The sequence below is a fragment of the Vallitalea longa genome (genome assembly GCF_027923465.1).
GTDB lineage: Bacteria > Bacillota > Clostridia > Lachnospirales > Vallitaleaceae > Vallitalea > Vallitalea longa.
This window is the reverse complement of the sequence record NZ_BRLB01000001.1, coordinates 892,930-908,927: the sequence shown is the minus strand read 5'-3', so window position 1 is coordinate 908,927 and position 15,998 is coordinate 892,930. Positions and strand designations below refer to the sequence as shown.

Annotated in this window: 10 protein-coding genes and 1 riboswitch; of the genes, 7 read left to right on the top strand and 3 right to left on the bottom strand. The window is 29.8% G+C overall.

Annotation, left to right across the window (positions count from 1 at the left end):
* The first annotated feature begins 290 nt into the window (after positions 1–290).
* The 3 genes from QMG30_RS03865 (at position 291) to QMG30_RS03855 (ending at position 4,910) form a co-directional block, all read left to right on the top strand.
* On the top strand, positions 291–3,074 hold the full coding sequence (locus QMG30_RS03865) for a hypothetical protein (protein ID WP_281812410.1): 2,784 nt from the start codon (positions 291–293) through the stop codon (positions 3,072–3,074).
* Positions 3,075–3,288: 214 nt separating this feature from the next.
* Complete coding sequence (locus QMG30_RS03860; RefSeq protein WP_281812408.1) at positions 3,289–4,146, top strand: AraC family transcriptional regulator; 858 nt, start codon at positions 3,289–3,291, stop codon at positions 4,144–4,146.
* Between the two features lie 248 nt (positions 4,147–4,394).
* Complete coding sequence (locus QMG30_RS03855; RefSeq protein WP_281812406.1) at positions 4,395–4,910, top strand: GNAT family N-acetyltransferase; 516 nt, start codon at positions 4,395–4,397, stop codon at positions 4,908–4,910.
* A 90-nt stretch (positions 4,911–5,000) separates the two neighbouring features.
* Here the strand turns inward: QMG30_RS03855 and QMG30_RS03850 are convergent, their stop codons facing one another.
* Positions 5,001–5,636 carry a nitroreductase family protein gene (locus tag QMG30_RS03850; protein ID WP_281812404.1) on the bottom strand — a complete coding sequence of 212 codons (636 nt, stop codon included), beginning with the start codon at positions 5,634–5,636 and terminating at the stop codon, positions 5,001–5,003.
* Positions 5,637–5,930: 294 nt separating this feature from the next.
* Here QMG30_RS03850 and QMG30_RS03845 point away from each other — a divergent pair, with 294 nt between their 5' ends.
* The 3 genes from QMG30_RS03845 (at position 5,931) to QMG30_RS03835 (ending at position 11,553) form a co-directional block, all read left to right on the top strand.
* The gene (locus tag QMG30_RS03845) at positions 5,931–6,587 is read left to right on the top strand and encodes a hypothetical protein (RefSeq protein ID WP_281812402.1); all 657 of its coding nucleotides are present in this window, start codon (positions 5,931–5,933) and stop codon (positions 6,585–6,587) included.
* A 119-nt stretch (positions 6,588–6,706) separates the two neighbouring features.
* A riboswitch (glycine riboswitch) is annotated at positions 6,707–6,802 on the top strand.
* A 337-nt stretch (positions 6,803–7,139) separates the two neighbouring features.
* Positions 7,140–8,498, top strand: coding sequence for an alanine/glycine:cation symporter family protein (locus tag QMG30_RS03840; RefSeq protein WP_281812400.1), 1,359 nt, complete (start codon positions 7,140–7,142; stop codon positions 8,496–8,498).
* Between the two features lie 457 nt (positions 8,499–8,955).
* Entirely contained in the window at positions 8,956–11,553 is a 2,598-nt protein-coding gene (locus tag QMG30_RS03835; protein WP_281812398.1) for a glycosyl hydrolase family 18 protein, read from the top strand.
* A gap of 454 nt (positions 11,554–12,007) precedes the next feature.
* On the opposite strand, the gene QMG30_RS03830 is transcribed toward QMG30_RS03835, so the two are convergent.
* Both QMG30_RS03830 and QMG30_RS03825 read right to left on the bottom strand, forming a co-directional pair.
* Positions 12,008–12,556: a DUF5104 domain-containing protein gene (locus tag QMG30_RS03830; RefSeq protein ID WP_281812396.1), complete on the bottom strand. Its 549-nt coding sequence runs from the start codon at positions 12,554–12,556 to the stop codon at positions 12,008–12,010.
* A gap of 50 nt (positions 12,557–12,606) precedes the next feature.
* Complete coding sequence (locus tag QMG30_RS03825) at positions 12,607–14,151, bottom strand: hypothetical protein (RefSeq protein ID WP_281812394.1); 1,545 nt, start codon at positions 14,149–14,151, stop codon at positions 12,607–12,609.
* Positions 14,152–14,663: 512 nt separating this feature from the next.
* On the opposite strand from QMG30_RS03825, the gene QMG30_RS03820 reads away from it, so the two are divergent.
* On the top strand, positions 14,664–15,992 hold the full coding sequence (locus QMG30_RS03820) for a hypothetical protein (RefSeq protein ID WP_281812392.1): 1,329 nt from the start codon (positions 14,664–14,666) through the stop codon (positions 15,990–15,992).
* Positions 15,993–15,998: the final 6 nt, after the last annotated feature.

Here is a 15,998-nt window from a genome sequence, read left to right as displayed (position 1 = left end):
TTTATTAGAATATATAAAGTAGAATATTGAAAAACAGCATAAAACTATATTTGTATCATTGATTTAAGGATATTTTTGTATTAAAAAATACTGTTTATGTTACAAAGTTGTAATATAAAAGATGTATATTCTTAATACTTAAGTGTTAATATATTTACTATTGAAATTTTTAGGGAGGTAATTAATGACAATGTAAATATCAAATCAATAGTATAGATACTAGTAAATATTGATAAGGTAAAAATATATTGAGCTACTGTTAGCGGTTATATATTATAAGGAGAAACAAAATGTATAAAAAGTATATGAAAGTAAGTATAATTTTAACAATAATCATCAGTATGGTCTTAATAAGCTGTAAGAGCAAAACAAGTGAGACAAAATCAACTGAACAAAGTACTGATGGTGAAATCAAAGGTAAAGTAGAAGTTGATAACCAAGAACAAACAGAAACTGACAACAAGTATTCAGACTATATGTTGTTCACTCATAAAGACGAAAAATATCTATTGAATTTGTATCTATTGAATAAGAAAACTAAAGAATGTAAAGTAATTGATGACCAAGACGTAAAACTATTAAATACGAATATTAAAGAAATGGAGAAAGAAAACTACTTCATTTCAGATAATAATTTATACCTATTAGACGGAGATACATTTGATATATCATTGATAGAACATTTTGATAGCGATGAAAACACGCGATATACAATTAGATATGCAGGTAATAATCTTTTTATTGGTAATGAGGGTATATACATACAAAATCTTGACAGTAAAGATAAAAAACTACTAATAGAGGATTTCGATCTTAATAAAGTAGTTTACAGAGATAATATCGTGTATATTAAGGTATATGACCGTGGAAACGATAATGGTTATGTATATAAATATGATATTGGAACTGAAGAGTTGAATAAGGTGTATGATATAGATAATGAATATAAGAGTAACATAGAAATAAGCGAAAATAAAGATCTTTACATATTAGAGGAAACTGGTTTAAGTAAATATGATTTCGATGAGAATAAAATCATTAAATTGAAGGAACAACCCTATAATAAACAAAACGAAAGCGATAATAGAATTCTAGTTAAGTTTTCAGAAGATCCTACAGTATCTTTATATTCAATAAGTAATGATAACTATATGAAAGTTACAGATTTTAAATCAGTTGAAGATATAATGATTAATGATTATATATATATATTGACTGTTGAAAACAATGTTATCAAACTAGATAAGAATTCATTAGACGTCATTGAAATACTCAATTGGAATGAAAGTGCAATAAATAAATTGTCTGATCGTACAGAGAATTCATTAAGATTAGAAGACGATAAAATGTATGAGGGTAATTATTCAATGATTAAGTCATCTGAGGATTCTTACTTCTTAGATGGAGTACAGAAAAATGATGCGGACTATAAGAATCCTTATATAGTTAAGGATAACAGAACTTATTTAGAATCAGACATCAATAGAATCAAAGACAAAATAGAAGAGGAATATACTGAATTCACATTTTCTAATAAGGTAATAGCTTACATAAGAAAAGCTGATAATCATTTAGTTATTATGGATATGAAAAACAATAAAGAAATATATACCAGTGATTACCCTGTATCATATATCAAAGCACATGATGGAGAAGTATACTATACAAGGTATGATGACGAATTGGGATTTTATTGTTATGCAGATGGTAAAAACAACTTAATTGATAAGACTATAGTTTCTGATTATAATGTTACTGATAATAACATTTATTATAATACTGCATATAATTCAGTATTAAAATGTATGAATAAATCAACTAAGGATATTAAGACTATAGATGAACAGATAGATATCATGACAGATGATTCGGATATATTATATTATATAAAAGATAAATTAATATACAAAGTGAAGGATGGACAAAAAGATTTTATTAATAATGCGCCGTTGGCGTGGCTTACAATATTATTCTATCATGACAATAATCTATATATAGGATCTGCTGGGGCTGCTTGTACGGAAATATATAAGTTGGATACAGAATACAAGAAACCTGATAAGATAATGTATGAAGATGAAAATAGTATTGTCTATTCTGTTACTTTATCTGCTTATGAAGAAGTTTCAGATGCAGTATATATTTATGATAAGAAAGAAAAAGATATAAAAAGTGTAATATATAAGTTCTATGAAAGTAATTGTACTGCAGTTATTGATGATGCTTTTTATATCAGCAATAGTAATTCAATAATATATAAGATAGACCTGGAATCCCTAAGTGTTGAAGAATTTTATAGATATTATCATGAATATGAACCACTCAGTGATCCACTGGATTTCTATGTTATCAACAATAGATATTGTGTCATAGGCAATAATAATGATATAGAACAGGAAGATGGAAAGCACACAGGAATAACAATTATAGACTTAGAAAAGCCAGAGAATGAAACTCTTATAGAATCAGGTAAATTACTATATGCAATGGGTAATTATGTATACTATCAGGAACAAGATGAAAGTTTAGTGGCTATGGATTTCTCTAATGGAATAAATACTGATAAAATTAGTACAGGTACCTTTGCTACAAGTTATAGAGCTACATACGACAATTACATAATTTTTAAAGATAATAATGATCTATTTATGCTAGATAATAGAGATAACACTACAAAATCTATATGCAATGATATAACACACATGAATTATGAAGATATAATTGCTGTTTCAGCAGATGATGTTACTGATATATCAGTAATATATGTAGATATTGATAATAATATAGTCAAGGTTGATAACGATAAGAAAATTATAGCTGAAAACGTATCTAACCATGTATGTAAGAACAATATAATAGCTTTTACAAAAGAAAAAAAAGAAAGTAGATTGGAAATATTGGATACTATATATTTGTATGATATTGAAAAAGACAAGCTCTCAGATATAAAATTAGATGTAGATTCAAACGTTAGTTATATCAGCTTCTATATTGAAGATAATAAGTTAGTTATCAGCATAATAAATGATGATGGAGAAGTAAGAAGAGAAGAGTATAATACTACAATAATGTGAGAAATCAATTAGTAAAGAATATTATAAGTGGATTGAACAATTTTTCAAGGTAAGTGATTCCTATCTAATCCAGTTAGATAAAGGGTTATAGCTTTGGTTTGTAGAATGAAAGATAGAAGAGGTAACAATCTAATAAGATAACTGACATTAGACAGCACAATAAATCATGTAATTCATATGGAAATAACTATAATAATATGTAGGAGATGATTTTATGAATTGGGTCAAAGCACTAGCAGATTCTATTGATTATATGGAAGATAATCTGACAGGGTCACTGAATATAGAGGATATTGCAAAAACTGCAATGGCCTCACCGTATCATTATCAGAGAATGTTTTACATGCTTACAGGATTCACTGTACAAGAATATATCAGAAACAGAAGACTTTCTATGGCTGCTATGGAAATTACTACAACTAATATCAAAGTCATTGATCTGGCGATGAAATATGGTTATGAATCTTCAGAAGCATTTTCCAGAGCTTTTAAGAAATTACATGGTGCCAATCCTTCTTATGTCAAGAAGAATAAGCCTAACATTAAAGCATTTCCTAAATTAGTTATCCAAATAAATTTAAAAGGAGATGTACCTATGGATTACAGGATTGAAAGAAAGAAATCTTTTAGCTTCAGTGGTATTACTAGAAATTTCTCAACACAAAATGGTGCTAATTTTATTAACATACCTAAATTCTGGACAGAAGTTTGTGCTAATGGAAAATTACAAGAAATGTTTTTGCATGCAAAAGACGAGAGGTCTCTAGGAGTATGTATGCCTATGAATCCTCATACGGGAGAAAGTTTTGATTATGTAATAGGTATTTTTAGTGATGAAAAGGTAGAAGGTTATGATTTTCACACTGTACCAGAAGCAGATTGGGCTGTCTTTGAAGTAAGAGGTCCACTTGGAAATAAGTTACAGGATACTTGGAAACGTATTTTCTCTGAATGGTTTCCATCAACTAGTTTTCAACATGCTGACTTACCAGAGTTTGAAGTATATTGTGGTAGAGATACAAGTAGGGAGGATTTCGTAACTGAAATATGGATTCCTATAATAAAAGAATAATCATTATAATATGATTCACTTACCTTTATTGAAGGTGTAATCAATGGTAGAAGACTTTATAATAAGAAGTTAGTAGGAATTTTCATCATACAGGTTAATTATTTGAATTGCACAGGATGATGAAGGGGAGAGTTGATTTAATAAATAGCTGGAGAAAGAATGTATTATATGGTATCATCTTAGATGGTACCATTAATTTTAGTGTTTGAAATATAGTTGTTTGTAAATGTTGTTAGGAGAGATATTAGATGAAGGAATTTGAGATGATATGGGATATATATTGTGAATCATTTCCTATAGATGAACAAAGAACACTTAAGCAACAGATGGAAATTATGAAAGATAGCAAATATAGTGTTAATCCCTATTATGATGATAATAAGATTATTGGGTTCTATACTTCGTGGAATTTATATGATTTTATATACATAGATCACTTAGCAGTCCATAAGAGATACAGGGGCATGGGCCTTGGAAGTAAATTAGTGCAACAGATACAAGATAAGTATGAACAAAATAATATAATACTAGAAGTTGAACAACCAAACACACATGAAGCTGAGAAAAGAATAGAATTCTATTCAAAAAAAGGATTTAATCTTAACGACTATGAATATTATCAACCTGCATTTGATGATAACAAAAAAAGTGTACCTTTATTGATTATGTCCTATCCTTTGGCAATTAGCGAAGAGGAATTTTTTAATGTCAGGGATAAATTGTATAGTGAAGTATATGGTGTAGATAATAATATTGAACGTTAGACTAAAATCTATGTCCCTTCGTTTAATAGACAGACAACTATTCATCTGTCTAATACGAGGGGAAAATATGATGATAATTATTTATTTGTTTTATTCAATTATTGATAGAACCTCTTCAACAGGTTTTCTTCTTGGACTTTTAATTGGAAGACTAGGTACTCCAATAGGAACAATAGCTGCAAGGGAGAATCCTTCTTTTTGGAAATCAATTGCATCAGAAATTTCTTTTGCCGCATAATTACCGCTTGTCATCCAGCAAGTTCCATATCCCATTGCTGTAGCAGCTAGTGATAGATTTTCAATTAATGCACCTATACTTTGCATTTGAGGTGACATATCTATTAAATTGTAAATTTCTTGTTCCGATACATTTGCTTCTCTTAATTCATCAAGACCATTAGGTTTATACGAACTTGCATATACAAGTATTACAACAGGAGCATTCTGAAAAAGAGTAGCGAATCTAACAAATTTAGTAAAACTAACTTTTTGTTGTTCATCTTGTAATTTATCAGCTATTAGTTTGTTCTTATTTTCTATAGCTTTTGCCATTTCTTTTATTTTAGCTATATTCTTAACAATGACAAAATGCCAATTCTGAACATTCTTTGCAGAAGGACAATGTGTAGAAGCATCCAATATATTCTTTAAATCTTCCATATCAACTTTTTCATCAGTAAATTTTCTCACACTATGTCTATTATATATAAAATCGAGTTTGTTCATAAATAATACATTCCTTTCACATACCGAATAGAGTTAAATAATAATCTACATTATATAGTATATTACGTAATATGTATACGATATAAGTATAAAAATTAATGGGTATAGTATATATTTTTTTGTAGTATTGATAGATTTATTTATTAAAAAAAGCATATATAATATTAAAATTAATAAAATAATGTAATTTCAAAACAAAACAATTAATATATTTAGTATATTTGAAAAATTGAATAATATACATATAAGTGTTATAATTAGTATTATATTATGAATTATTGGAGGGTGTTAATTATGAAAAGCCGAGCAAAAAGCACATTAATCTATGCTTTATTTTTTGGAGGAATATGGGGTATTGCTGAAGCGACGCTAGGATACTTGTTGAATTTAAGTACCATTGGTATAAGTGGATGCATTATGTTTCCCATAGGATATGTTATTTTGCGTAAGGCGTATAAGCAGAGCAACAATGTTTCTGTAATTTTTTATTCAAGCTTGATAGCGGGTACTATAAAATTAGTCAATTTATTTATGCCTATTTCTCATCCTGTGAAAGTTATTAATCCAGCATTTGCAATAGTTCTTGAAGGACTTAGTGTTATGGCTTTAGTATCATGGAGTGTTAAGAAAAATAGGGAGATAGGATTTACTAGTGCACTTATAACAGGTTTTTCTTGGAGAATTATATATTTTATAGATGCAGTAATACTATATAATATTAATATTCCAGCAAGAATGATTGAAAAAGGACCAAAAGAATACATACTTAATTTCTTAATAATAAATAACCTAATTAATGCGGTAATTATAATGTTAGTAGTAAGAGCTGAAAAGAATGGCAAAACAATTAATATAAAAGGATCTTTCATCAAACCAGTAACAGCAGTATGTTCTTTCGTATTGGCTGTTTGTGTACAGATATTAATGACATATATAAAAACTAATAGTTAGTTAATGAAATAATTGTTAAAAATTAATTATTTACAAATTCATAAATACTGTTATAATATACTAGTACGAAAAATTTAATATGTTCGGATGAAGATTGCGGAAGTTAATCAACCGCATTTGGACGAACCTCTGGAGAGACTCTAAAAGAGCACCGAAGGGGAAAACTAATTGATACAATTAGTGAAACTCTCAGGTAAAAGGACAGAGGATATATTCATTATAGAATATATTTACAAACCAGAGGTCAAATCATATGATTTGACTTTTTTGATATTTATTTATTTTTGCTGTCCTATGATGCATTTACTTATTTATTAGTCATTTATTTTTAGAAATCTATTCTAAAGAAATTTCAATAGGTTATTGAAAGTTATGACTAGTCAATAGGTAGATCCATAATGGTACAGCTTATTTTTTTATTAGCTCAACTTTCTAACCTTTTATTTAGTACAATTAATTGAAGGGTTATAGGTTTGCAAAATAAAAAGATAGAAGAAACAACTATATTTTACTATATCAAGACATAAATTATATGGACGGAGGATAATATGGATGGATACGATGATTGAGATATTTAAAAAAATTGATGATGTGGTATGGGGACCACCATTACTTATATTACTAGTTGGAACAGGAATTTACCTAACTATTAGACTACGACTTATACAGATTTTCAAGTTGCCTCTTGCTTTAAAATATTTATTTAAAAAGGATAAGGACAATAAAGCCAAAGGAGATATTTCAAGTTTTGCGGCTCTGTGTACTGCTTTAGCTGCAACAATAGGTACTGGTAATATTGTTGGTGTCGCCACTGCAATGAAAGCAGGTGGACCAGGAGCACTTTTCTGGATGTGGATTGCTGCTTTTTTTGGTATGGCTACTAAATACTCGGAATCTTTATTAGCTGTTAAATACAGAGTGGTAGATAAAAATGGTCAAATGTCTGGTGGACCTATGTATTACATAGAAAAAGGACTCGGGAGTAAATTTCTAGCTAAGATGTTTGCTATATTCGGTATTGGAGTTGCTTTTTTCGGTATAGGTACTTTTACACAGATCAATTCTATAACTACTGCTGTAAAGTTAACATTTAATGTACCTATAGCAGTAACGGCTGTAATATTAACTATACTTGTAACTCTTGTTACTCTAGGTGGAATCAAAAGCATATCTGGTGTATGTGAATTTGTTGTTCCTTTTATGGCTGTTCTATACATCGTTGCATCTCTTTCAATAATCGTATTTAATATACAGGCGGTACCTGATGCGGTTTCACTAATCATTAAGAGTGCTTTTACGCCTGTGGCTGCAATGGGTGGCTTTTTGGGTGCAACAGTGAAGAAAGCAATACAAAACGGTATATCAAGAGGAGTATTTTCCAATGAATCAGGACTTGGTTCCGCTCCTATAGCAGCGGCTGCTGCCAAAACTGACTCTTGTGTCAAGCAAGGATTAATCTCTATGACAGGTACTTTCTTTGATACTATAATAATATGTACAATGACAGGTATATCTTTGGTTATGACAGGTGCGTTTAAGTCTGAGTTTGAAGGAGCAGAGATGACTAATCTGGCATTTGAACAAGGTCTGCCTATAGCAGGAGGAGAATTCATTTTAACTATTGGACTTATTTTCTTTGCTTTTACAACAATATTAGGATGGAATTATTATGGAGAAAGATGTACAGAATATCTTTTCGGAGTAAAAGGTATTGTGCCTTATAAATTGATTTTCATATGTTTGGTTGCTGTTGGTGCATTCCTTAAATTAGATTTGATATGGGTAATAGCTGATATTGTTAATGGATTAATGGCTATTCCTAACCTTATTGGTATTATTGGATTAAGCGGTGTCATAACTTATGAAACTAAAGAATATTTTAAGAAGCTGGAAATAAACAAAAATAGATAAATCACAGTAGAATCATTATATTAGGTAGGATTGTTTTAATAAATAAAACATTATTCTACCTTTTTTTATTAAATTAAATTACCATTTTCCTTCAAAATCTAATAAGGCGTAGCCTCTTTTATTCTTATGTATAAATGGAATAATATCTAAATAAGTGAAGTTGATAAGATGGACAATATTGTTCAAGAAAGAACAAGATTATCTTATAGTATTTATATACATGCTATGATAATATTTATATAACGAAATTGGAAAAAATTTACTCATCTAGATATTATCTTATTAATCATAATAATATTTTATTATTTATGTTAGTTTATCCAACATATATTCCTTTTGTTTTTTGGTAATCATCTATTAAAAAATGCTTATATTAAAACATGTCAATATAACATAACGGGCTTATATACAGACATTTTAATAAACATAATCAAAAAAAAGAGGAGGATGATTTATCATGAAGAAACACCATTTTCTAACGTTGATTTTGACAGCAGTATTACTTGTTACTACAATTTCATTTACTAGTTTACAAGCGCAAGAAATTAATGAATGGCAGGTTGGGGTTAGTTATAACACGGGAGATTTAGTTACTTATGACGGTACTGTTTATGAGTGCAGGCAACCTCATACCTCTCTAGCAGGATGGGAACCACCTAATGTTTTGGCACTTTGGTTACCAACTACAGATCCAGGTCCAGGTCCTGGTCCAGATCCCGATCCAGGTCAGGGACCTAATGATTTAGAGAGAGTTGTTGTAGGATATTGGCATAATTTTGATAATGGTTCAACAGTGATAAGGTTAAAAGATGTATCTGCGGATTTTAATGTAGTCAATGTAGCATTTGCAGAACCAGTAGGGGATACATATACAATGGCTTTTTCACCGTTTAATGCTACTGATGCAGAGTTTATATCAGATATAGAAAAATTGAAGGCGAGGGGAACTAAAGTACTGATTTCCATAGGAGGAAGTAACGGTACAGTTATTCTATCTGATAATAATGCTAAGCAAACTTTTGTAACAACTATGATTAATATTATTGAAACTTATGGATTTGATGGCATTGATATTGACCTAGAGGGTAGTTCTCTATCTCTAGATTCAGGTGATACGGATTTTACTAATCCAACAACTGCTAAAGTAGTTAATCTAATTGATGCTATTACAGAAATAAGAAATCATTTTGGTAATGATTTTGTTTTGACTATGGCTCCTGAGACAGCTTATGTTCAAGGTGGTTACAGTACTTATGGCGGATCTTGGGGAGCATATCTACCAGTTATATATGCTCTTAGGAATGAACTTGATTATATTCATGTACAACATTATAATTCGGGTTCTATGGTTGCACTTGATGGTATGTCATATACTCAAGGAACTGCTGATTTTCAAGTAGCTATGGCTGAAATGTTATTAAGAGGTTTCCCAGTAGGCAACAATCCTGATAGTGTATTTCCACCATTAAGACAAGACCAGATAGCTATTGGCCTTCCTGCATGTAGTAATGCGGCAGGTGGAGGATACATTAATACTACTGAAATGGAAAAAGCTCTTGATTATATCATTAAAGGTCAGTCGTTTAATGGACAATATCAGCTTCAAAAGGTAGATGGTTATCCTGATTTGAGAGGTATAATGACTTGGTCTATCAACTGGGATGCTTATAATAATTATGATTTCTCTACATTCTATTCTAATTATTTTGGTGCTCTAGGAATTATTAATCCTACACCAACACCACCTCCAGCAGGGAAGAGGATAATTGCCTATTATCCAGAATGGGCAGCTTATTCGGGTCATAACCAATATGCACCATCTGATTTGCCTTGGGATAAAGTGACTCATATCAATTATGCTTTTGCAGATATCAAAAATGGTGAAATAGCCTTATTTGACGAATGGGCAGCAACAGGCATTTCTTTTGGCGAACCATGGGATTCACCTTTTAAGGGGTGTTTAGGTCAATTTAAGAAATTGAAACAACAGCATCCCAATACCAACATTCTAATCTCTGTAGGAGGATGGTCTAGGTCTGCTGAATTTCATAATATAGCAGCTACATCTGCATCGAGGGTTAAGTTTGCTAATAGTGTAGTGGATTTTTTGAGAGAGTGGAATTTTGATGGTGTTGATATCGATTGGGAGTATCCTGCTTTTTATCGCTTAGGTGATACAGTTGATAATCCTAATGATCTAGGTACACCTTATGCTACACCAGATGAAAAACAGACATTTACTCTGCTTTTACAGCAAATGAGGGAGACACTTGACCAAGCTGGTGCAGCAGATGATAGATATTATTATCTTACAACCGCTGTTGGAGCGGGAGTGGATAAAATACAGCAGACAGAGCCTAATCTATATTCGCAATATGTTGATTTCATTAATGTAATGACTTTTGATATGCATGGTGCATTTGAAGGAATTACAGGTCATCAATCACCCTTATATTTCAATCAAGATTCAGAGAATGCATACAGAGCGTATTTCCAGTCATTATATACTGATCCTGTAGAAGTAGAAGCCAATGTGGAGTTGATGAAAAAATATTCTATTCATCAAGCACTAGAGTGTCTGAAATCATATGGTGTAGAATCAGATAAATTGGTTTTGAGTTCACCTTTTTATTCTAGAGGATGGGCTAAAGTGCAGAATAATGGTCCAATAAGTAGTTTGCCAGGATTGTATGCAACATGTTCGGGCAAGAATCATACAGATACCTATGGAGCTCATGGTATATGGGATGGAGGCAGATGGGCTGGAAATAATCCATATTATAATGTGAAATCAAAAGAGCAGGATAGTTCATTCCAGAAATATCGTGACCCAGTTTCAAAAGTTCCATATCTGTATAGTGAGACTAAAGGTGAAATGTATACTTATGAAGATCTCATATCTCTACAGGAAAAAATTGATTATGTAATTAATAATAATTATGGAGGTATCATGTTCTGGGAAGCTTCGGGAGATTATGTACCGTCTACGGGGACTAATAAAGGTGGTACTGGAGAGTTGGTTAACTTATTATATGATGGGTTGATTGGACAATAAGGTAATTTCCTTCAATAATTGAACATATATATTTAGAAGGGAATCTCTTCTTAGCGATTGGATAAGAAGAGATTCCTTTTATTTTATAAAACACACTAACAATAATTACCATATATAGGAAAAAAGAGAGAATTTATCCCTATCTTAAACAAGTGGTAATTAGCCATATTTATTTTATAGTTATAAATGCCCACACTCTTATAACAATGAATTAACTTTTTTTAAAAGAAGTTATTAAAAATCCATTAATGTTACAAAAAAGCTTGACCACTACATCTTTAGGGTTAATATATTTTTGTATGATTATATATAAAATGAACCGTTACTTATGTTTGAATATAGGCTTATTGGGACAAATTACCTGTCCTTATGTTTACTTATAATAATGGGTTTGATTTGTTAGGCACTGGGTAGGATTGTTCAACCCTAAAATTTTAGAAAAAAATCTTATAATTTACCTTATTGGTAAATATATACCTGGTGGTGTTATTGCTTTACCATCTTTAAATAATATTTCATTCTCTTTATCATAGATATCTAAACGATCCTCAGCTAATACGACTAATAGCATATTCACACCTTCATTGTCAACATTAGAATCATCTATTGGGAAATCATTTATTAAGAAAAAGTATGTCTCCTTATCCGTTTCGACATGGTAGTATGAATCCACTTCTTTAATAACTTCACCATAATTAGTAGATTCACTAACGTGAGGACCACTACTTTTTTCCCATGAAATCATTACACCTTCATAGAAGTCAAAAAGTAAATCTGCATTCTCACTAAAATCTCCTGATTCATCTATTGCTCTTTTAGAAAACATAGCTTTTAGTGCTTCTTCATCCTTGTTTTCAATATAATTAATTATGTTGATCAGTTTTTCATTTGCAATTTCTTCATCAGATGATTTATTAAGCATTTTAGTTCTTGAACCGCCAAAACACGAACTTAAAATAAAGACAATTACTACTAAAAAGAGTAAACGAATATATCTCTTCATAATTTTTACCTCACTTATTATTCATGACAAAATTATACTACTATACCATTTTATTTGAATTCATACGTCATTAAATATTTGTTATTCTCTGCACTTGACCAAGAATCACTATGCTGTAAATAATCATCAGATGTAATAAAATCATCGAACATAGTCTTATTACCTGTAAAATCAATAGTATACGTGACAGTCAAATTACTAGCGTTAACATTTTGCTCATACGGATTAAAGGCTGTTATCCACCATTGCGGATTATCTTTTCCAGGATTGTAATCAGCAATAATATTGTCATTCTTATCTTTTAAAGTTAATGTCATAGGCATTGCAAGACTTGTATCTACTAACCAATGATCATCAATAGGGCTTGTAACATCAACTATGCTAGCAATACCTGAATCATGTGAATATATACCTAATTCTGCTCCTGAACCTAAGTTTAAGTAATCACCTTTCCAGGTCCAAATAACATAGTCTCTTTTTCCTGAACTAAACTCAAATCTTTCTTTTTTCATGCTAGTTGCATAATCGAAAACTATGTCATAAAAATCATTGTATCCACCAATTTGCTGTAAAGCATCTTGTCGTGCATGGTAAACACCATTATCATCCATGACAAATCCTGCTGCATAAAATATATCTGTGACTGGTACTTTTGTAAGGGATTCCATTAAGTATGGGTGCTGAGTTATAAATACATTGACTGGATTTCCTATTAACCATTTTGAAACATTTCTTGTTACATCTTTAGGGTCAATGTTAAATAAATCAAATCCATCTTCACTAGAACCCTCATTGCTAACTCTATCATTATCATGTCCACTAGGGTTAACATACATAATACGATTATTCTGTATGTATGAGTGAAAATTAAGCATATCATATCTAAAAAAATTATCTTCTTGAATAAACCCATTATCTTTTAATTCATCAATTCCAACCATCAGTGAAGCTTGTAATGTAGCTCTATCCAATTCTCCTGTTACGTCAATGTTTATCCCTTTATTTTTAATAAACTGCTGTATTTGTTTAATTCTCTCTTGGCTAGTATATTCAAAGTTGTTCCCGGATATTGATAAATAACCTATTTTGATATCACTATTTTTTTTATTATTTTTTGTTTTAAAATAATCTTTATTGTTTACATAAACTTCTTTTACATCCAAAAAGTTCTTTATATGATTTATTTTACTTTTGAAATAATCTTTAAGTCCTTTAAACCATTTTTGTATAATATTGATACCAGTTATACTTGTTTTAGCAGATTGGGTTTGAGCTTTATTTTCATCATGAAACATATTGGCTATATCTACAAATCCATTAAATAGAGTACTGATTTTCTGTTCACCGTTACTATATTCAAATATAGCGGAATTAATAAGTTTATCTGCGTTGTATGTTCGTTCAACAAGATATTCAAAGTCTTTCATCAAATCTTTAAATTGATCATATATATTGTCTCTTAATTTAATATCAATGTCAATGGTATTATTAATCTCTTTGAATTCATCAAATTTACTGTCTATATTTTCTGTTATTCTTTTTAAATCTTTTTCTGTATCATTCAACCTATCTAAATCATATTTTGTATACCCCATAACAATACTCCTTTCTCTTATTAAATACTATATCTTTTACAATATAATTTCTACAAATCCTGACGAACGACATGATTTATGGGATAAAATACATTTTTTGATTACATATATATAATATGTATCTTGCTAACTGTAACTGGAAACTAAGAGGTGTATCAAACCTTGGATGCGGTTTTGGTCTTTTTACTTTTAGGTTTATTAACATCTTTATTGTTTTCGTTAAACATTAACAAGATCTGTAGTGAATTTCCGTTAACCCCATACCTACATATTTTAGTTACTGGTTGAATCTTAACAAGACTGATTAATATCTATCAAGCGTAACAATTTAGTAATAAATATTTTTTTATGTTAATCTTAATTAATAATAAATTCAAAAATTTATAACATAGCTTTAATATTTTATTGATATCATATTTGTAATAACTTTGTATATATAAATTTATAAGAAGTTGAAACTTTGACTTTAATATTGTACGTTGTTAAATCTAAATGATTATTAAGGGGAAAACATGAAACTAATTAAAGTATTAATTGTGTTATTTATATTGATTATATCTGTATGTGGGTGTGAAAATAAGGCAGATGCACCAGATAATATTGTTGACGATGTTGTATTGCAGAACGACTATTTAGAGGATATTGATGAGCAATCAATTCCAGTTGATGACAAGAAAGAGAATCTTGATGAAGATAGTATATCAACTACTAACAATAATCAAGAATCAGAAGAATTGGAAGACCAGAAAGATATACAAAATACAACTACTAATATAGAAAAAAGTACACACACATTTGCTGGAGACAAAACTTATACATCATATTCTATAGATTTGAAGGATGACCCCTATGGCTATCTGAGTATGAATGTGATTGATGACTATGTCTACATAGCAAGAGATAATTATGATGATAAAATGGTTCAGATATATGGAATTGATGTTACTGACTTAGAGAATAATCCATTAAAAAAAATATATGAGGGTAATGGAGAAAAGAACTATTCTACTGGTTACACAGGTTGCTTCTATAAATCTAAAGATAATGAAGTAGTATGTAACTTACAACAACAGCTTATTTATATAGATCCTGTTTCTCATGAAGTCATTAGAAGTGAAGATATTGAATCAGACATAATTGATTATAGATTATCACATGATGGAAAAACAGAAAGTTATACAAAAGATAATTATAATATATATATTAATAGCAAAAAGTTAGGTGAAAAATTAATTGAGGAAGGGGATTATATTGATGAAACTATAGGAGCTGGTTGTGGATATTATGTCTATATTCCACAATCTCCCAGATGGTCCACAGATGATAATTATATGGCATATCTAATTGGTGAGTATGAGTCAAGTTCCGGACCAACTATAATCGACTCTAAGGGGAATACATTATTGAATTGTAACTTAGAAATATGTAATTTGTGTTGGCTAAGCGATAATCAATTAATGATAGAGAATTTTTTTGGAGGACCTTATTTAGCAATAATAGACATTGATAAATATAATTATTGGTATTTAGTTAAAGAGCAAGATATGAGTTTCGAATATACTTATAATCCTGATACACACACTTTAAGTATATTCAAAGACAAACCATATAATCATCTAAGAATATTTGATACCAATAATCTCAATAAATATTTAGAAGTTCCCATAGATAAAGAGATCTATAATGGCCAATATATCTTTCCGATAAAAGACAAGATATATATTATTAATTATCGAGATGATAAACTTAATATTGATATCTATCCTTTTGAAGGAGAAGAGAAAATTTTTGAACCAGAAATTCATAACTGTAGTGATATAGAATATAAGCAAGAAAACTAGAATAAT